This window comes from Methanopyrus sp. SNP6 (assembly GCF_002201895.1).
In the GTDB taxonomy this organism is placed as follows: Archaea; JAADCQ01; Methanopyri; order Methanopyrales; family Methanopyraceae; genus Methanopyrus.
Window position 1 is genome coordinate 132,603 of record NZ_CP019436.1, and the last position, 17,117, is coordinate 149,719.

Below are 17,117 nucleotides of genomic sequence, written 5' to 3' on the forward strand. Positions count from 1 at the left end.
CGATCACTCTCCCCGGTCGGTCAAGTACACCGCGGGTCCGTACGCTGGTATCATCCGATCGGGGAAGCGCTCCGGATCTCTACCTAGCTGGAACTCGGGCTTCTTCGGGCCCAGGGAGACGATATCTTCCAGCTCGTCCCAATCCATCGGCGAGACGTTGTGGCAACCGTGACCGCCGTCCCGATAGACGTCCTCGTTCTCGAGTTTGCCTTCCACGAACTCGCGGATCTGCCTCTCGAACTTCTCCGACGATAATCTGATAGTGTGATGCTCGTAGACACCGACGACCCTGTCACCGTCGAATAGGAACGCAGTTACGTGCCCAGTCCCGTAGTCGATCACCAGAAGTCTGTCCGCGTCCGAATCGACTCGCCCGAGCATGGCGATCGGGACCTTCGAGTCCATCGCAACGGCGTCGGCTCCCGCCGATTCCGCTTCCATGTAGGCCGCACGTAGTCTTGGGAAGTTCTCGGGCGGGACGTCGTCGAACGTCATCCGATCGAGCCTGCAACCGTTCGTCCCGAGATACCGGCGGAACAGCCGCTCGAACCTGTGCTTCCGGTTAGACTCGTAGTCCGGGTGGTAACCGTGGTCCTGGACGCAAGCCACGATCATCTCTACACCGTCCATGTCGACGTTCGAACGCTGTAGCGCCTCGAACACATCCGAAACTCGGAAGTCGTACGTTTCGACCACGGGGGAGTCAGGTGGGATCTCCTCGATGGGGTCCTCGACAATATGAAGGTTGGGCATCTCCTTCAGCCTGCGCACGTCGTTATGAAGCGTCAGTGCCGCATCAAGCTCCGAGTAAATCTCGGTGCCCCTTTTCATGAGTTCCTTGAACTCGTGAGTGGTGGGTCCTCCGCCCATCGGAACGCCAACCAATGCCAAGTACCTCGGCGGTTCTCGCAGCATGGAGCGCAACCTCTGGGCTAGCGTCGACACGCGTGAGGGCCCCACGAATCTCGGTGAATACTCAGGATTTCCAGTGTAAGCCACCACGTCGGTCGTTCCCACTCCCACATCGATGACGATAGTCTTCACTTCATCCTGGAACGATACGGGTTCCAACGAACTCATCCCCGCGCATGGCTCTCAGGAGGTTGTCCGGGTTTCCTGCGTGAACGACGCGAAGTTCGAGATCGTACTCTTCCGCGAGTCGGGGGGCTACGGGATCCAAGGCGGTCCAGTTCCCCTTCAGTTCCCGAGCATCGATCTTGCGGATCAAAGAACCGGGGCACTTCGGATCCTCAAGGATGCCTGGTACGTCCTTAGCGAACACCACCAGGTTCGCGTCCGCTTCGGCTGCGACGTACACCGAGATAGCATCGGAGGTGACCTCCCACGAATGTGGCAGAGGATCTTTCATTCTAAGGTAACGGTATGGCAGTAACACCAGCTTATCGCCGAACTCTGGCTCCTCAGTGGTCGGCAGGTCGAGTAGGTCCGAGAGCAGATACCCGGTCTGGTCCATCGCGGCTATTGCCATCCAATGGGCCGCGTCGTCGGATAGATCCTCGTCTCCGTAGATCTCCCGCACGAGGTTCGCGAACCTCCATCCTCCCGGCACCACTAGGAGCTCGCCTTCGAACGCGACGACCGCGTCCCTCACGGCATCGATTTCCTTCACCGCCCCGGTTCCCGCTTTGAGTACTACCCTCACGATTTCAGCATCCCTTCCAGCTTATCCCTAAGGATACGCATGTCGGTGCGTTCCGTCTCAGTCTCTGCTTCCCGCTCGGCCTTTTCGAGGAACCTGATGACGCATTCCGGATCTTCGCAGCGGTCATACGCCCTCTCGAGTAGTCTGCGCGCTTTCTTGGCGTTCTCAATATAGGGCCGCGCTTCCACGTAGACCTTTGTCAGTAAGTCCTTCAGTTCCTTCGAGGACGACATCCTTCACCACCCGCACGACCGCGTCGGCGACGCTCTTAGCTTCCGGAGACATCGGGCCGAATCCCAACTTCACGGGGACGAGTCCTATCAGCAGGCGGATGTCCATCATCTCGTCGGGAGGTAGCCCGTGGGAACCCCTGTCCGGACCTAGTTTCGGCTTCTCCACCACAACCAGTGTTCCGGGCTCGCGATCGACACACACCGTGTCGACTAGAACTACGGGTTCGCTCGGTGGTCGAAGGCGTTCGAGCCACACGCCGGCGGCCACGGCTTTGAACTTGTGGGTCTTGAGGGGAGAAAGGCGTCGCGCGACCCAATGCCCGAATCCGTCATCCGCGGCCAATGGATTGCCGAGACCGACTAGAACGAATCCTTCTCCCAGCAGTTCTCGGAGGTAGTCTCGGAGTGGTTCCAAGGGTCCGATCATCCACCCAGCACCCTGGCGACGAGCTCGAGGAACCGTGAGACCGTCTCCGCGTCGAGGTGTGGCATCATTACTATCCTGACTCCGAGGGGATTGGTGGAAATGGAGATCTTCCAACCCTCCCGCTCCGCTTCCCGCAACAGTCGTTCCGCGGTCTCTCTGCCGGGCAACAGTATGTTTACCAAGTTGAGGTGGGGCGGGTCCACGGCTAGTTTTAGGCCGAGTTCTTTGGCCTTTTCTGCGACTTTCAGGGTCTCTTCGTAGCATCTGAAAGCTATCTTCCGATACCCTTCTTCCCCGAGCTCCAATATGTTCGCGTAGAGCGCTAGGACCGGAGCTCCAGGTCGTGTGCCGGTGATAGTGTACTGTGATGCCCCACCACCCGACAAGTAAGGTGCATACACCTCGATGGTTTTCGGGAACTCGTCGTCGCGGAACACGATGCCACCTGCTGGCGGGGGTACCAGCCCCATCTTATGGGGGTCGACGGTAACGGATACAACCGCCTCCAGATCGAAGCCGAAACGGGGTAATGGGTACTCATCCCGGAGGAACGGTGCCGTGAAGCCCCCGAACGCGGCGTCTACGTGGAGAGGAACGTCGTGATCCTCCGCCACGTCCGATAGCGCCTCGATGTCGTCGACGGACCCCGTCTCGGTGGTGCCGACGATGCCGACGATCAGCGCGGTATCCCGGGAAATCAGGTCCTGAACCGCGTCTACATCCACGGTATAGTCGGACTTCAGCGGCGCCTCGACGAGTTTCATACGTAACATCCGCGCCGCCTTCTCGAATGAGAAATGGCGAGTGGCGGGAACTATGATCTCCCTACCGCCTGTGACTTCTCGAGCCGCGTACGCGGCTAGGATGTTGGCCTCGGTACCTCCCGACACTATACTACCCTCGGCCTCCTCCGGATCTGGGTGATCTAGGAGCGTCTCCGCCAACCATTCAATGCACTCACGCTCGACCCGGTACGCGTTGGGAAAGAGGTAAGGATCACCCAAATTGACGTGAAGCCCAGCTACGAACGCTTTGGCGGCGACAGGGTGAGGTTCGGTGCACATTGATCCGAGTACGGTACCGTCGGAATAATCAGAGTCACGCTGGATGATCATACGTACTCTATCCGGTATTCGGCTCCCCGCCGTTCCGCCTTGCCCCTCGCCCTCCTCAGCATAGGGGTGGTGATTACCACTAACGCCTTCAGGCCCTTGAGCGCCGCCATGATGGCTCCGTCCACCACCCCGAATTTCAAGTCCGGTTCGATCCCGAGCATGTTCAGGGCCGCCTTCGCCGCGGTGCCGGCCGCTCCGATAAGATCGTAGTCCTCCTTCTCCAGCACCTCTTTCAGCCTGTCGAGGTTCAGTTTGCGGGTCCCTCCTTCGCGCGCGCTCGGGACGCATACGAACACCACCTCCCCTTTTTCGAGCCCCGGAATGTCGCCCTCGATGTTCGTCACCGGCAGGTCTTGTCCTTTCTCCGCGTCGGCTTGGGCTATGGCTCGTGCTCCGGTCTTACGACTCTTCGACGCGTACAACAGCCCGCCTTCCATGTACAGGTGGACCTCTTCACCTTTCCGGATATCCTCCGCAGCTATGGCCGCCCAAGTCATGCGCTTCCCAAGAGCTTCCGCGATTTTAGCCGAGAACCTACGAATATTATTAATCGATTCGAGGGCTTTTTCAGCCCCTTTATCAGTCAGAACATATTCAGCTCGACCTTTTTTCTCTACCAATCCTTCGTCGATAAGTTCCTTTACGTAGTTGTGGATAGCCTGCAAGGATACTCCTAACTCGTCCCCAATGTCACCTAAATGAACTCTAGGTTGACGCAATCCAATGAACGCTAATATCAAAGATTTCATCAGTTCGCGTCTATCCTTTAGCTCATTGGGCACCCTGATAGGTCCTTCTTCCATTTCTTATTCACCCTCACTCGAAACTACAGTCAGCTTAGCTTGTTCCACCCCTCGGACCCCACGAATGCGCTTCGCGAGCTCGGCAATCCGTTTTCCAGGTCCTTGTAGTAACAGTACTTCGAGACACTTTTCGTGGGAAACGTGTATGTGTGTCGTAGATATTATCAAATCCGTGAATTCGTGCTGCACTTTCACTAGCTCGGGCTCGGCGCGCTCGTGATGGAACACGTACGTAAGGACGCCGAAGTACTCCTCATCTCCTAATCGTTCGGTCCATTCGATCCTCTGAAGGTATTCCCGTAGAGCCTGGCGGAAGATCTCCGATCGGCTCGCGAAGTACCCCGAGGCTATTAGTTCGTTAACTTTCTGGAGTAGGTTGTTTGGTATGGTTATCGAGGTTCGTACCAGATTGTCCTCGCCTTTGCTCACCCGAGGATCCCCCACACGGTGAATTAATACTTGGTAGCACCGTCATCTTGAAGTCTCGAGACCTATTAAAGCCATCAGGACCGCGAGCTCGCAGAGGTCTTCCCTCAACACCTTTCCGTCGGATAGTACCCCTATTACACCGGAGCGCTTGCCTATCTCCCTGACTCCGACGAGCTCCGAGAAGACTTCTCCTACCTCCTCACCCGACAAAGCTTCCTCCGTTACGTCAGGAGGAAGTTGGAACCCCGGGCTCGTTCCCACCGCCTCTCGTCCTTCGGGGTCCCGCACCACGGCCACGTGGATGTCCACGTAGACGTCACCGACTTTTATCAGTCCGGCTTCCAAGCCCACCGAGTAGCTACCCAGGTTCCACACCTTCCGAGCCCTGTTCTTAGCGCCCTGATGAACCTCTCTCGTTCCCACAGGTTGAGGTGGTACGTCTGAGTCGACGCTCACCGCCTCGACGGTGATCTCACGGTCCGGAAACGCTCTGAGAAACGCTCGCTCCGTAGCCCGAACTTTTACTGGGTTAGTCGTCCCGACACGGACCTTCATCCACATCTCCCCGCAGCTGGCTTGAGGATATCTTCCTTCCGTCACCGTCCAGCACGAACGGAACGACAACGATGGACAACGGTGGAAGGCCGCGCTTCCTCCTGAGCTCGTTGATCTCCAACGCCACCGGTTCCGTCTCCGGACTCACAACGATCGCGTCCAACTCGTCATCCTCCAGCGTCGTGCCGTAGCGATCCTCCAACGGAACGATCTCGACCCGGTCAGACGCTCCTTTTTTCTCGACGAATCTTCGGACGTCCCGCACCCTCTCCTCAAAGGGCTCGACTCCTCTTTTTCCCTCTTCACGAACGAAGGAGTCCGTCGTGACCCCTATCACCACTCGGTTTCCCAGTTCGAGCGCTACGGACAACAGGCGCTGGTGACCTGGATGTAACCTGTCGAATGTGCCCCCGACGACTACTTTGCGGAACCTGGTCAAGGAGTTCAACCTCCTAAGATATCGTAAACGGCCTTCAGAGCTTCACCCACTTCCAAGAAGCCGTGACGGAGTTCTCGTAGTACCCTCTGAATCGAGGCCCTTCGTAAGTGCGGATGGCGTTGGTGAACCTGATGCAGGAACGGACACGCGTACTTGTAGTCGTGAAACTTCGGGAGGACCTCCTCTACGAGACGGCGTAGCTCGAACTTAGTCTTCGCCAGGGCTGCGGGGACATGTAGTTTGAACCGATCGTCCTCTGGTTGTACGCAGTGATGGCCTGTGGGTAACCCGTCCCCGAACGCTACGACGTCGGTATCGGATTCTTCCATCACTCTTTTCCGGATCTTAGCGTTACAGCGTCCACAAGGGTGGAAGCGACCCTTCTCCAAAGCTCCTTCTACGACGTCGGACAGGTCCTCCTCGACGAATTTAGGTTCCGTGCCGAGGTACTCGGAGAGTATCTCGACGTTTCTGCGCAGCTTAGGCGGCAGGAACATCGGACCCGGGTCTACCGTGACAGATTCGACCTCGTAACCCAGCTTTCGGAGTATTATCGCGGAGGCCGTACTGTCGTATCCACCTGACGCCGCAACGGTGATCCGCATGTCGCGAGGTTCTTCTCCCTCCCAGCGTTCCCAGTAGTCCCACGGCAGTTCCCCGTAGAGCCTGGCTTTCTCTATCTCGATCCCCCGAAGGACGCCCTTTAGATCGGGCTGGTGACGGGAGTACCGCTCTAGAACCTCGTGCGATGCGTCCAACCTCAACAGTCTCATCTTCAGATCCGTCCAGGCCTGGACAACCACGCGGTCTACACCGAGCTCTTCTTTGAGTCTACCGGCGACGTATCCACCCGGACCGATGAAATAAGACATGTCGGAACGGTCCCTACCTACGATCACTAGCGTGCCGTCCTCCTCACGTACGTCCACGATGTCGGGCTCTCCCTTCCCCTTCGTCCCTATCTCCTTCCTCAACTTGTCCACTACGGTCATCACCTCCTTTTTCACGTTGCTTTCCCCACCGCACCGGTTTGGGTTCCTCCAGGTACGCTAGCTCTCCCACACCAGGGCGGGAGACGCCGATCTTCTCGAGGACCGAATGCACGTCCTTCACGATCACGACGAGAGAATGATCGTCGGAGAGTATCTTCGCTCGCCCTTCGACGATCTCGACGCTGTCCCCGAACGTCTCTTTAATGGTGTCCGCAACGATGTACTTGTCCTCCCCCGAGATGTGGATGCAACCAGTGTCTTTGTTGTAGAACACCTCGCCCTGTAGCCCGGATTTAGCTACCGCCCGCATGATCACCTGGGCGAGCTTTCTCGTGACCAGCTTTCGGTTGAGGATCCTAACGGCCAGCTCCGATTCGAGGTCCCCTGCCACAACTTCGACGGAGTCTCCAACCTCGGTATCGGTCGCACTGACGATGCCGGCAGGGAGTTCCACGATCTCTTCAGGAGATTCTTCTGGTACGTACATTCGCCACGGCTTAAGGCGCTCGACAACGTCCACCACTTCCCCGTCTGCCAGGAACACCACATCGATCGGGAAACGCATGAAGAAGGTGTGGATCGCGCAACGTCTACGTCCGCGGTAAGGAGGCTTCAGAATTAATCCTTCCCCCTCCTCCAATCTTCGACGGAACATCAACCCCCGAAGCCTTGCGAAGAACGACTCCGCGATCTCGGCACTGTGAGCGAGCACGGTGCCTTTGCTCCGATTGATCACCGCGGCTTTCAACTGATCACCCCGGGGGTGCGACTTTGGACTTCGTCGAGACGTTCCGTCGAGCCCTACGATGCTTACAACCGTCGGCAGTAGTCGTGGACTTCGATCTTCAAACCGAATCGCTCCGCTCCACTCCGGTTATCAAGCTCCCTTCAAGCATACTGCACTCAGTGGGTCCTGTTGAAGCCTGCGCCAGTTTAGGCTTGAAAGAGGGAGAAACCGTGCTCATAGCGTCGTATTCACGATGTAGTCTGGAGTTCCGTCCCATACGCCCCGAGGAGGCGAGACTGGCGGCACTGGATTACTACCGCGTGGTCAGCAGGATATTGGAAACTATGATGGAGCTGGCGGTTGAGGGGGTGGAGGGAGATCGGGTAGGTACCTTGTGCGTGATATCGGAAGGTGCCGATCGAATGTACCGGACCACGGTTCCGGTCAAGGTGGAGGATGTTAACGTGATGACGGGTTCGGGGAAACGCGTTCTCAAGGCACTGGCTAGGCTCGACGGTGCTATCGTCGTGGATCCGGAGGGCAACATCGAGGCGGCGGGCGCGATCTTCGACGTGGATTCCGGGAGTGCGGAGCCCGGATTCGGCGCCCGACACACCACCGCACTCCACGTCTCTAAGGAGCTCAACTGTCCCGTAATAGTATTATCAGAATCCGGCAGGATCCGGCTGTACCATGGTGGGAAGGAGGTCCTGAAGATCTCGGTCTCGGACCTCGTCGCTATCCGGGGGTTCTGTGATGGCTAGAAACATCGTCGTCGAAACCATGGAACGCAGTCCTTTCACCGAAACCGAGGTGGAGATAGTCGAGCGAAAGGGTGTGGGACATCCGGACAGCCTAGCTGATGGTATCGCAGAGAGCGTATCTAGGGCTCTATGTCGGGAGTACATCGAGCGATTCGGACGGATTCTACACCACAACACCGACGAGGTTCAAATCGTGGCGGGTGAATCGAGGCCGGAGTTCGGAGGCGGGGAGGTAATCCGGCCTATCTACATCCTGGTAACCGGACGCGCCACGGCGTACGTAGGGGACGAGAAGATCCCAGTCGGCACCATCGCGCTAGAAGCCGCGACGGAGTACTTAGAGGAGACCGTCAGACACCTGGATACCGAAAAGCACGTGGTAATCGAGCCGAAGATCGGCCACGGTTCGGCGGATCTGCGTGACGTGTTCGAGCGCGGTGAGGAGGTTCCACTGGCGAACGACACCTCCTTCGGCGTAGGGTACGCACCACTGACTACCACCGAGAGGCTCGTGTACGAGACAGAGCGGGAGATCAACTCCCAGAAGCTCAAGAAGGATCTACCGGAGGTCGGAGAAGATGTTAAGGTCATGGCGCTTCGGGAAGGAGATGAAATCGAACTAACCGTGGCCGCCGCGATGGTGTCGCAGCGTATCGACGATATCGACCACTACATTTCGGTGGTCGAGGAGCTGAGAGACCGAGTCGCGGACTTAGCGGCCGAAATAGCCTCGGATCACGAAGTAAAGGTGCGCGTGAACGCTGCCGACGACTACGAGCGGGAGTCCGTATACTTGACAGTTACCGGCACATCGGCCGAACAAGGTGACGACGGTTCCGTCGGCCGTGGGAACCGTGTCAACGGTCTGATCACGCCGTTCCGGCCGATGAGCATGGAAGCCGCGGCCGGAAAGAACCCAGTGAACCACGTCGGTAAACTCTACAACGTACTGGCCCACCGGATGGCCCGGGAGATCTACGAGGAAACGTCAGCCGACGAGGTATACGTCCGACTACTAAGTCAGATAGGTCACCCCATCGACGATCCCAAGGCAGTCGACGTGCACCTCGTAGGGGATGTATCGAAGGAGGATGAGCGCATGGCTCGACGCGTTGCGGACGAGCTACTGGAGAACATCACCGAGCTCACGGAACGTATTGTAGAGGGAGAAATCATGGTGTTTTGAAGCGATGCGTGTACCGAACTAAACACCACGCCTCTGCGACTCCAGCTACATGCGATGGTGTGGACCGTCTGCTGGCTCGAATCCTCCCAGAACTCGACAGCCTTCGATCTCTCCAGCGATGTTCGTCCTCATGAGTCTCTCGACCTCCTCGAGGTCGTCGGTTTTATGGAGCACGTACATGAGCTTCACGTAAGCAACCTCTGGCAACATATCTTCTCCCGGTATAACACCAGCGGCTCTCAGCAGTCGCCCTGTCCTGTACACGTTCATGTTCACACGTCCGTACAGGCACTGTGAGGTCATCACGACGGCGATTCCATCGTCCACAGCCCGTTCGATCGACTCCAACCACCGCTCCGAGACGTGGCCCAAACCGGTGCCTTCGAGGACGATTCCACGGTAGCCCCGATCCACGTAGAAGTCTAAGATTTCGGGATCCATACCCGGGGCGAACTTCACCAAAGCCACCTTATCCTCGAATCCACCCGAGATCTCAGGCTCCCCGTCCTCCGGCCTCCGGTAATCGCTTCGTAGGAACTCTATCTTGGGATTCCTGAGATCCATTATGTCAACCTTCGCGATTGGGATGGATTCCACCGACCTGAACGCGTCCCTGCGTGAGGTGTGCATCTTCCTGACTCTCACTCCCCGATGCACGAGGCATACCTCGTCGGAGGTCCACCCGTGCATGCAGACGGTGATTTCACCCACCTCTCCGTCGCCCGCGAAGGCACACGCCGCGATGAGGTTCGAGGCCGCGTCCGAAGACGGCCTGTCCGAACTCCGCTGCGCTCCGACCAGCACGACCGGTCCGTTGAGTCCCTCGATGACGAACGACAGCGCCGCGGCTGTGAACGCCATCGTGTCCGTTCCGTGTCCGATCACGATACCGTCTACGTCCGGATCTGAAAGGACATCCACGATCTCTTCGGCAATCTTCATCCAGTGTTTGGGTTCCATGTTCTCACTGAGCAGGTCGAGCACGGCCCTGGCGTCCACGATGTTGACCACGTCGAGGAGCTCCGGGACCGCTCCGACGAGCTCCTCTGCTGTGAACGCGGGTTTCACGGCCCCTGTCTCGTAGTCCACACGACACGCGATGGTGCCGCCGGTCGACATCACCGACACGTTAGGGAGTTCCGGATCGTGTCCGATCTCCCCCTCTATCGGTTCGAAGCTAGGTTCGTGTCCTTCACCCGGGGCTTCAAGCTTCTCGATCCTGTCGACGCGAACCCCTACGTTGTAACCGTTGTCCATTTTGACGACGATGTGCTCGTCGTCTCCAAGTTCCGATCTGGGCATAATGATGCCTTCCACGACCACCCCATCGTCCCGGACTATACGAACCCGGTCGCCGACACTAAGCCCATGCTCCTGTAGCAACTCCCTGGCCTTACCCTTGTATTCGGACAACACCCTCACCCCAACCAATCCCACCAAGGGGGCATCCGGTTTGAAAGTGGCGATAGTAGAGTATGGCGTCGGCAACTTGAACAGCGTGTGCCGCGCGGTTAAACACTTGGGGTACGAGCCCGTCGTTACCAATGATCCCTCGGAGTTGCACGACGCCGACGCCGTAATTCTCCCAGGTGTGGGAAACTTCCGCGCCGCATCGGAAAAACTCGAAGAGACCGGATTATGTGACGAGATTCGAGAGCTACTGGAGTCCGTTCCACTCTTAGGCATATGCCTTGGGATGCAGCTCTTGATGGAATCGAGCGAGGAGAGCCCCGGGTCACGCGGTCTAGGGTTGTTCCGGGGAACATGTGTAGCGCTTCCGGATGACGTGAAGACGCCACACATGGGATGGAACACGGTGGAGTTCCGGACGGAGGAGTTTCGGAAGTTCGACGGTGAGATGTTCTACTTCGTCCACTCGTACCGGGTGGCTCCCGAAGACGACGTCGTCCTAGGTGAAACGGAGTACGGGGAACGGTTTCCGAGCGTGATCGGGGACCGGGATAGACTGATCTACGGGGTACAATTCCACCCCGAAAAAAGCGGACCAGTGGGGTTAAAGTTGCTCGGTGAGATTCTAACGGGGGCGCGTCGTTGAGGATGTCCCGCGAAAGAATATTTCGAGAAGTTGAAGAATCTATGAGGAACATCCGAGAGGTGAGATCCGAGCTAGGCGGCGACGTGTCGCTGTCGACCCTGCGTTACATCCTAGCATCGATGGTCATCACCCTGGGTCGAGGGGCCGGATCCACCTTCTACAGGGCCGGTTACGACATCGGTGTTTACAAAGCGAAATCACACGGCCTGGAGGGCGTCAAAGAGGCCTTTGAATACGTAGAGAAAGCGTTCGAGAAGACTGGTACAGGCATCATTGAGCGCTGGGAAATTGAGGAGGATGATAAGATCGAGATCATTATGCGCGAGTCGGCGACGGCTGCCGGTTACGACATAGGGAAGAAGTTGTGTTACTACCAAGCCGGGTTCATCGCTGGGATCCTACACGGGGCTACCAGCGAGCGCTGGGAGGTGCACGAGACCAAGTGCATGGCCGAAGGTCACGACCACTGTGAGTTCGTGGCGATACGGAGGGGGTAACGTGGAGCGGGTCGTCGTACATGGCACACTGATGGACGTGTTCGGGGTAGGGGTACTCCTGGTAGGTCCACGTGGGGTAGGGAAGAGCGAGACAGCCTTGGAACTCATACGTCGCGGCCACAGGTTAGTGTCAGACGATGCGGTGATCGTGGAGTGCGATGACAGTTACGAGTACCCCGTCGGCAGGCCGCCGGAGAACTTAGCCGGAAAAATGGAGATCCGACTTGCCCTTGCGGAGCTGTACTGCCCCGAGTGCGGTCGAGTATATACTTTCTCCGCCCTCAAGATGAAGGAAGGGTGTGACTGCGGTAGCGACCTGAAGCTACGTCCTATTCGGGATAAAATCGCCGTGGACGTCGCGGAACTCTATGGCATCCGGGCGCTCCGGAGCCGTAAGGGTATAGGCGTGGTCATTAAGATGATTCCGGGACCCCACCACCCGCATCACGATCCATCCATGAGACCGGATGAACCAGTCTCTTCCACGCCTTCCGAGGAGGAGAAGGTAGTGAAGTGGGTGAAAAAAAGGGATGGAAAGGTGTTCCATCTGGACGTGGTCCCGGGTCGAGACACCGCCACGCTGATCGAAACGGTAGCACTTCAAGAGAGCTTGAGGCGCAGGAGGTGAACCGCGGTGCTATCGATACCCGATTGGCTCGGTGCCGCACTGTTGCTTTCACTAAGTGACGAGCTGCACACCGGTCTCGTGTGGGGAGCCCTTCGCAGCCAGTACCTCCTGTTGGGAGCGTACCTCAGGGTCCGACATTCGGCTCTGTTCGTCTGGTTGATACACGAAACCTTGGAGTTCCTTTTCCACGCTGTGGTCCTGTCGTTGATACTTCCGGTTCCGATGGCGGTAACAGCGGCCTCAGTACACTTCGGAATCGACCTATTTCACGAAGCGCTGTTAGGAACCGTTAAAGGTCGAGTGACACACCGGCTGATGCACCTGTCTTTGGAGTCCGCAATATTGTACTGGCTGTGGGGGTGATACCTATGAGGATCTTGCGCGATCTCATCGGCAAACCCGTAATCGACTCCAATGCCAAGCACATCGGCGAAGTCCTCGATGTTGAGTTCGACGAAGAGTCAGGAGAAGTCACTACACTGATAGTGGGGCACTCCAAGCGCCCCGGCGTTCTTCGGAAGATAAAGTGGCTAAGTGGTGAAGAGAAAGCCATCCGCATACCTTACTCGAAGGTCGTTGCCATCGAGGACATGGTACTGGTAGAAGGACGGTGGGGATCCGGGAAAAACTAACCCTTAGTACCGCGGTGGAGGTTCCGAACTCCCCACCCCCACGAACGGTTCCCTCGCCGTTTGTGTGGGTTGCATCGGGGGTTGTCGGATCGGTCACGAACACCAACATCACGAAACGATGAGTAGTGACAGGGGCGATCTCTACGGACAATCTACTGCGACAATGCAGTTCCTCCTCCCTTACATCCCAGAAGGTGAGACTTCCAGGGGTTGCGACCTATGGACGAATCTGAGATCCTGAGAGTACTCCGTGACTGGATCTCTGACCCTTTTGAAGCGGTACTCGTGGATGACGTACCGGTGGACCTATACGACCCAGAGGAAGGTCACGCGTACCTCGTGGCCAACAAGAGCACCGTAGAGAAGAAACTGGGTCGACTTACGAGACTCGTCGGGAAGGTCCCGAAAGCATCGATCGCGTACTCTGGAGATACCGACGAGCTCGTAGACCCGTTGAGGAGGCTCGGTGCAGGCCTCCTAGATGTCTCCCCAGAAGGCGTCGAGGTCGTCCTCGAACCAGAGACGTTCGATGCCGACCCTGACATACGCCCCATGTCCGGACATCATGACGAGCTCGTCGCCGTCCTGAAAGCACTCGGAGATGAGCGTCGTGTCGCCGCGCTCGAGATACTGGGGCACAGTGAGGAGTGTTTATGCAAGCTAGCCGAAATTTTGGGGGAGAACCAACCGTCGACTGCATATCACTTGAAGAAGCTCCTGGAAGTCGGTTTGGTCACCAAGCGCTCCGAAGGCGGTAGAACGTTTTACAGGCTTACCGAGCGTGGCGAGCGCGTATTGAGAGTGATTAGAGATTTAAAAGATCAGCTGCGACGTACGTGATACTCGGAGCGACGAGCCCGAATATCACGGCGATCTGAGCCGCGCGACGCACGTCGTCGGGCTTCGGAAGCCAGTCCCCTCCTTTTAGGACGTACACGTTCGGTTTCTCCAGTCGGACTCCCAGTGCGCAGGCTCCCACGTACATAGGCAACCAGGAGCTCGGGCTCGGGACCTCCCGTACCGCCCGCAACAGTGACCGGGGCCTCGCCCGAAGTATCCACCAAGGTAGAGTTACCGTAAGCGCCGCGGCGCATGCGGGCAGTGAGAGCACATTCAGCAGGTCGTCCAACCTCGCCGGAATCTTACCGAACATCTTGTACTCGCCTCGGTATCCGAACATGGCGTCCGCGACGTTCGTCGCTCGGTACACGACAGCACCCGGCCACCCGAGGATATAGTACCACCACAAGGGGCCCACGATAGAATCTAGTAAGTTCTCGAAACAACTTTCCACCGCGGCCGAAGCTACCTCCGCCCCGTTTAAACAGCTTACGTCACGACTGACGAGCCTCTTCACGGCCCGTCGAGCCACGTCTAAATCCCCATCTTGGAGCGCCCGCTCCACCGGAAGCAAGTGTTCGACAAGTCCCCGTACGGAAATGCACACCCACAGGACCAGGGCATCTCCCACCATCGGGATGGAGTGAAGCAAGTAACACACTCCCAGCAGGAACCCGCAACCGACCGTTAGGGACAGTCCTCCCCAGATTACGTCGAGGATACTTCCGCACCGTACTTTCTTCTCCACGAGCTCCATCACCCGGCCGCACCATGCCACCGGATGGAAACGGTTCGGCGGGTCTCCCAGGAGCAGGTCCAGAGCCACCGCCAGGTACGCGGTAAGGAGGGGGTCCAACGCCATCACCGCCGTAGGACGTTGAGGACGTCCTCAGGGGTCGGAATCTCATCGAGGCGGTACTCTCTCCACCCAGCACGCACCGCGGCTAGTTCGGCTGGGTTCAGCAACACCCATCGCTTGAACCTAGAGGCCTCGTCGACGGGCACCCTGGGACACCCGCAGAACACGCATTGACGTCTGCGGAGCGATCTTAGCGCATCTTCCGTCAGATATCTCAACCTCCATATTGGGCGGTTCAGGATCTGTACCACGCCTGGTCTCCTCTGACCCAACGCGGTGCTCTCTACGATCTCGAACCCCTCTTCCCAGTCGAACTCACGGATTTTAGACAGTCTAACGGCCAGAATCCTCTTGGTGACACCCTCCACGTCCTCTGGGTCTAAGACCCCCTTCGTGGGGTCGAGTTGTACCACGGGCTGATTCGTCCTAATAGCGACACCGGCGGGATGGAAGCTTCCAGAACACACCACTACCGTTGGTAGGGACGTATCGAGAGCGGAGAAATTGCACCCGAGCACCAACCCGGGCGTTGCCACCCTGCGACCGTCTCCCGATCGGATTACGGGCTCGATACCGGATTCCCGTAGGATCTCTGACACGAGCTCGAGATCGGTTACGTACTGTGCCGTTGCGCAGATATTCACACGCTCGATTCCTAAGTTTCGAAGTACTTCGGCGACTTCCTCGACCATCCATGGTTCCACGCGTTTACGTCCACGTACCGGTAGGAAATGTGCGGTCGCCCCGAGCTCCCGTATCCGTCGCTCGACCTCGGGTATGGGATAATGACCGATGTGAACGATATAATCCGTCCGGATCACGGTACCGGAAGTGATGTCGCAAGCTCCGAACACGCGACCTGCGTCGAGCTCCACCTCGCAGCCACGGGCTTCCAGCACGTCGGCAACCTCACGGGCGATTCGCTTCAGCCCATCCGGGGCCTGAACCAGAACACGCCCTTCAACGTTGAGGGACTCGACGGCCCTCGGCACTTCGTCCTCGTCATAGGATTCGGCGGAGGTGCATCTCGTCATCGGGAGCACCACACATGGAGGTGTGATAGTTGTATGCTTTGGGAGTCGGGATGAGGCGGAGAGTGCGACGGCAGGACCTGGTGACTGCGATACGATGGGGTCTGGAGGAAGCAGGCGAACTCGGTGAGATCATCACGATAACCCGAAAGCGGGACCAGCCCTCCGGAAAGGCGCTGGTTGAAATTGGTCGCCGGTTAGGGATCCCCGTACGGTTCGTCGAGAAGTTCGCTGACTACACACCGAGCGATTCCCGAGCGAGGGACCTACTAGGGGTTCGAGGTTCCGTGTGTGAGGGTGTCCTTATAACTCACGGGTACGAAATCGTTCGGCCGAAACGGACTTTCGGAAACACCGTTACCGCGGCTTTGGGGTGGAAAAGATCCCGAAAGTAGTCTGCATAGTCGGAGGGCGTGGGGACGGATTCACACGAGCGGCCCGGGTGCTTTCGAAAGCTATCAAACGTTCGGGACGCACTGTTGGCGTTCTGATGCTTCCACAGTCCACAGGCGGGTCCGGGCGGAAGTGGATCGGTGGATATCGATGGAATTGCGACGTGATAGTGGCGACAGTGGATAGGGTCTCGGAGTGTGATTATGCCATGATACTCAGCAGGTTCGGGGCGTGTACGAACGCCCGAAGGGCGGTGTACGATCTCTCTCATCAGTCCTTCGTAGGGTTCGATCCGCCCGAAGGATGGATCGGAATAGACTGCTCCAGAGTCGCTCGAGATGAAAGGGTTCCTTCAGTCCATTCTCTAATCTTATTAGGGGCCATGTGTCGCATCGCGCGCCTCTGCGAGTTAGAAGACGTGAAAAAGGCGCTGCTTTCGGAAGAGGGACGGCTCGGTGCGGTATCCTATCGGGCCGTACAAGCCGGTTGGGAGGAGGCAAGGCGACGGGGGTACTGACGTTGGTTAACGCCCGAATCCATGTGGACCGTACGACCAGCTTCGACGCGGAAAACGGTACCAAGAGCTACGTGATTAAGGTGACCGTAGAGTTGGAGACCGACGACTACGACGAGGCGAAGCAACTCACCAAGCGCTTGGAGGAGTTCATCGATGAGTTGAAGAGTGTTGTCAAAAGTGAGCTCCTGGAAAAAGACCTGGGAAAACGAGAACTGATACTGTAGTCAGGGGGGATGAGGAAGAGGCGGAGGAACGTACGGAAGCGTATGAAGGAGAGGAATACGAGGAGTCATACCGCGAGGAATCGTACGAGTACGGAGAGTACGAGGAG

The 17,117-nt window shown here is 57.7% G+C and carries 25 protein-coding genes; 11 read left to right on the forward strand and 14 right to left on the reverse strand.

Annotation, left to right across the window (positions count from 1 at the left end):
- Positions 1 to 3: 3 nt before the first annotated feature.
- From BW921_RS00745 to BW921_RS00795, 11 genes are read right to left on the reverse strand one after another with little or no spacing between them, the layout of a single operon-like run.
- Positions 4 to 1,071: a DUF1786 domain-containing protein gene (locus tag BW921_RS00745; protein ID WP_168168606.1), complete on the reverse strand. Its 1,068-nt coding sequence runs from the start codon at positions 1,069 to 1,071 to the stop codon at positions 4 to 6.
- A complete protein-coding gene (locus BW921_RS00750) occupies positions 1,046 to 1,663 on the reverse strand; it encodes a hypothetical protein (protein WP_148688158.1) in 618 nt (205 codons plus the stop codon). Before BW921_RS00750 ends, BW921_RS00745 begins: the two co-directional genes overlap by 26 nt.
- On the reverse strand, positions 1,660 to 1,896 hold the full coding sequence (locus BW921_RS00755; protein ID WP_148688159.1) for a hypothetical protein: 237 nt from the start codon (positions 1,894 to 1,896) through the stop codon (positions 1,660 to 1,662). Before BW921_RS00755 ends, BW921_RS00750 begins: the two co-directional genes overlap by 4 nt.
- Positions 1,829 to 2,323, reverse strand: a complete 495-nt coding sequence (locus tag BW921_RS00760) for a hypothetical protein (protein WP_148688160.1) — start codon at positions 2,321 to 2,323, stop codon at positions 1,829 to 1,831. The genes BW921_RS00755 and BW921_RS00760 overlap by 68 nt, the downstream gene beginning before the upstream one ends.
- Positions 2,320 to 3,438 (reverse strand): tyrosine decarboxylase MfnA, encoded by a 1,119-nt coding sequence (gene mfnA, locus BW921_RS00765; RefSeq protein WP_168168607.1) that lies wholly within the window; start codon positions 3,436 to 3,438, stop codon positions 2,320 to 2,322. Before mfnA ends, BW921_RS00760 begins: the two co-directional genes overlap by 4 nt.
- Positions 3,435 to 4,241, reverse strand: coding sequence for a MarR family transcriptional regulator (locus BW921_RS00770; protein WP_148688162.1), 807 nt, complete (start codon positions 4,239 to 4,241; stop codon positions 3,435 to 3,437). Before BW921_RS00770 ends, mfnA begins: the two co-directional genes overlap by 4 nt.
- A gap of 3 nt (positions 4,242 to 4,244) precedes the next feature.
- Positions 4,245 to 4,670 (reverse strand): nickel-responsive transcriptional regulator NikR, encoded by a 426-nt coding sequence (gene nikR / locus BW921_RS00775; protein ID WP_157665776.1) that lies wholly within the window; start codon positions 4,668 to 4,670, stop codon positions 4,245 to 4,247.
- A 42-nt stretch (positions 4,671 to 4,712) separates the two neighbouring features.
- Entirely contained in the window at positions 4,713 to 5,225 is a 513-nt protein-coding gene (gene yjjX / locus BW921_RS00780) for an inosine/xanthosine triphosphatase (protein WP_148688163.1), read from the reverse strand.
- Entirely contained in the window at positions 5,200 to 5,664 is a 465-nt protein-coding gene (locus BW921_RS00785; protein WP_088334619.1) for a phosphopantetheine adenylyltransferase, read from the reverse strand. Before BW921_RS00785 ends, yjjX begins: the two co-directional genes overlap by 26 nt.
- Positions 5,665 to 5,669: 5 nt before the next feature.
- On the reverse strand, positions 5,670 to 6,671 hold the full coding sequence (locus tag BW921_RS00790) for an ATPase (RefSeq protein ID WP_148688164.1): 1,002 nt from the start codon (positions 6,669 to 6,671) through the stop codon (positions 5,670 to 5,672).
- Complete coding sequence (locus BW921_RS00795) at positions 6,580 to 7,404, reverse strand: DUF192 domain-containing protein (protein WP_148688165.1); 825 nt, start codon at positions 7,402 to 7,404, stop codon at positions 6,580 to 6,582. The genes BW921_RS00790 and BW921_RS00795 overlap by 92 nt, the downstream gene beginning before the upstream one ends.
- Positions 7,405 to 7,427: 23 nt before the next feature.
- On the opposite strand from BW921_RS00795, the gene BW921_RS00800 reads away from it, so the two are divergent.
- Together BW921_RS00800 and BW921_RS00805 are read left to right on the forward strand one after the other, a co-directional pair.
- Positions 7,428 to 8,147 carry a diadenylate cyclase gene (locus BW921_RS00800; protein WP_148688166.1) on the forward strand — a complete coding sequence of 240 codons (720 nt, stop codon included), beginning with the start codon at positions 7,428 to 7,430 and terminating at the stop codon, positions 8,145 to 8,147.
- Positions 8,140 to 9,333, forward strand: a complete 1,194-nt coding sequence (locus BW921_RS00805) for a methionine adenosyltransferase (RefSeq protein ID WP_148688167.1) — start codon at positions 8,140 to 8,142, stop codon at positions 9,331 to 9,333. The genes BW921_RS00800 and BW921_RS00805 overlap by 8 nt, the downstream gene beginning before the upstream one ends.
- A 45-nt stretch (positions 9,334 to 9,378) precedes the next feature.
- On the opposite strand, the gene gatD is transcribed toward BW921_RS00805, so the two are convergent.
- On the reverse strand, positions 9,379 to 10,755 hold the full coding sequence (gene gatD, locus BW921_RS00810; protein ID WP_148688168.1) for a Glu-tRNA(Gln) amidotransferase subunit GatD: 1,377 nt from the start codon (positions 10,753 to 10,755) through the stop codon (positions 9,379 to 9,381).
- Positions 10,756 to 10,792: 37 nt separating this feature from the next.
- Here gatD and hisH point away from each other — a divergent pair, with 37 nt between their 5' ends.
- From hisH to BW921_RS00840, 6 genes are all read left to right on the forward strand, one after another.
- Positions 10,793 to 11,389 (forward strand): imidazole glycerol phosphate synthase subunit HisH, encoded by a 597-nt coding sequence (gene hisH, locus BW921_RS00815; protein ID WP_236953844.1) that lies wholly within the window; start codon positions 10,793 to 10,795, stop codon positions 11,387 to 11,389.
- A gap of 2 nt (positions 11,390 to 11,391) precedes the next feature.
- On the forward strand, positions 11,392 to 11,886 hold the full coding sequence (locus tag BW921_RS00820) for a V4R domain-containing protein (RefSeq protein WP_236953845.1): 495 nt from the start codon (positions 11,392 to 11,394) through the stop codon (positions 11,884 to 11,886).
- 1 nt (position 11,887) lies between these two features.
- A complete protein-coding gene (locus BW921_RS00825) occupies positions 11,888 to 12,514 on the forward strand; it encodes an HPr kinase/phosphatase C-terminal domain-containing protein (protein WP_210400474.1) in 627 nt (208 codons plus the stop codon).
- A gap of 6 nt (positions 12,515 to 12,520) precedes the next feature.
- Entirely contained in the window at positions 12,521 to 12,877 is a 357-nt protein-coding gene (locus BW921_RS00830) for a hypothetical protein (protein WP_088334635.1), read from the forward strand.
- A gap of 5 nt (positions 12,878 to 12,882) precedes the next feature.
- The gene (locus BW921_RS00835; protein WP_148688170.1) at positions 12,883 to 13,146 is read left to right on the forward strand and encodes a PRC-barrel domain-containing protein; all 264 of its coding nucleotides are present in this window, start codon (positions 12,883 to 12,885) and stop codon (positions 13,144 to 13,146) included.
- A 219-nt stretch (positions 13,147 to 13,365) separates the two neighbouring features.
- Complete coding sequence (locus tag BW921_RS00840; protein WP_088334639.1) at positions 13,366 to 13,986, forward strand: helix-turn-helix transcriptional regulator; 621 nt, start codon at positions 13,366 to 13,368, stop codon at positions 13,984 to 13,986.
- Here the strand turns inward: BW921_RS00840 and cbiB are convergent.
- Together cbiB and dph2 are read right to left on the reverse strand one after the other, a co-directional pair.
- Positions 13,952 to 14,842: an adenosylcobinamide-phosphate synthase CbiB gene (cbiB, locus tag BW921_RS00845; protein WP_168168608.1), complete on the reverse strand. Its 891-nt coding sequence runs from the start codon at positions 14,840 to 14,842 to the stop codon at positions 13,952 to 13,954. The two genes, BW921_RS00840 and cbiB, sit on opposite strands and share 35 nt — an antisense overlap.
- A 5-nt stretch (positions 14,843 to 14,847) precedes the next feature.
- Positions 14,848 to 15,879 carry a diphthamide biosynthesis enzyme Dph2 gene (gene dph2, locus BW921_RS00850; RefSeq protein WP_148688172.1) on the reverse strand — a complete coding sequence of 344 codons (1,032 nt, stop codon included), beginning with the start codon at positions 15,877 to 15,879 and terminating at the stop codon, positions 14,848 to 14,850.
- A gap of 29 nt (positions 15,880 to 15,908) precedes the next feature.
- Here dph2 and BW921_RS00855 point away from each other — a divergent pair, with 29 nt between their 5' ends.
- From BW921_RS00855 to BW921_RS00865, 3 genes are read left to right on the forward strand one after another with little or no spacing between them, the layout of a single operon-like run.
- The gene (locus BW921_RS00855; RefSeq protein ID WP_148688173.1) at positions 15,909 to 16,271 is read left to right on the forward strand and encodes a cobalamin biosynthesis protein; all 363 of its coding nucleotides are present in this window, start codon (positions 15,909 to 15,911) and stop codon (positions 16,269 to 16,271) included.
- Entirely contained in the window at positions 16,250 to 16,786 is a 537-nt protein-coding gene (locus BW921_RS00860; protein WP_148688174.1) for a hypothetical protein, read from the forward strand. Before BW921_RS00855 ends, BW921_RS00860 begins: the two co-directional genes overlap by 22 nt.
- 2 nt (positions 16,787 to 16,788) lie before the next feature.
- Positions 16,789 to 17,010, forward strand: a complete 222-nt coding sequence (locus BW921_RS00865) for a hypothetical protein (RefSeq protein WP_088334647.1) — start codon at positions 16,789 to 16,791, stop codon at positions 17,008 to 17,010.
- Positions 17,011 to 17,117 lie beyond the last annotated feature (107 nt).

Bases quoted from the DNA above. Each gene is read 5' to 3' on its own strand.
- BW921_RS00755 (WP_148688159.1), bottom strand. From the start codon at position 1,896: ATGTCGTCCTCGAAGGAACTGAAGGACTTACTGACAAAGGTCTACGTG.
- BW921_RS00760 (WP_148688160.1), bottom strand. From the start codon at position 2,323: ATGATCGGACCCTTGGAACCACTCCGAGACTACCTCCGAGAACTGCTG.
- mfnA (WP_168168607.1), bottom strand. From the start codon at position 3,438: ATGATCATCCAGCGTGACTCTGATTATTCCGACGGTACCGTACTCGGA.
- BW921_RS00770 (WP_148688162.1), bottom strand. From the start codon at position 4,241: ATGGAAGAAGGACCTATCAGGGTGCCCAATGAGCTAAAGGATAGACGC.
- yjjX (WP_148688163.1), bottom strand. From the start codon at position 5,225: ATGAAGGTCCGTGTCGGGACGACTAACCCAGTAAAAGTTCGGGCTACG.
- BW921_RS00805 (WP_148688167.1), top strand. From the start codon at position 8,140: ATGGCTAGAAACATCGTCGTCGAAACCATGGAACGCAGTCCTTTCACC.
- BW921_RS00820 (WP_236953845.1), top strand. From the start codon at position 11,392: ATGTCCCGCGAAAGAATATTTCGAGAAGTTGAAGAATCTATGAGGAAC.
- BW921_RS00835 (WP_148688170.1), top strand. From the start codon at position 12,883: ATGAGGATCTTGCGCGATCTCATCGGCAAACCCGTAATCGACTCCAAT.
- BW921_RS00840 (WP_088334639.1), top strand. From the start codon at position 13,366: ATGGACGAATCTGAGATCCTGAGAGTACTCCGTGACTGGATCTCTGAC.
- dph2 (WP_148688172.1), bottom strand. From the start codon at position 15,879: ATGACGAGATGCACCTCCGCCGAATCCTATGACGAGGACGAAGTGCCG.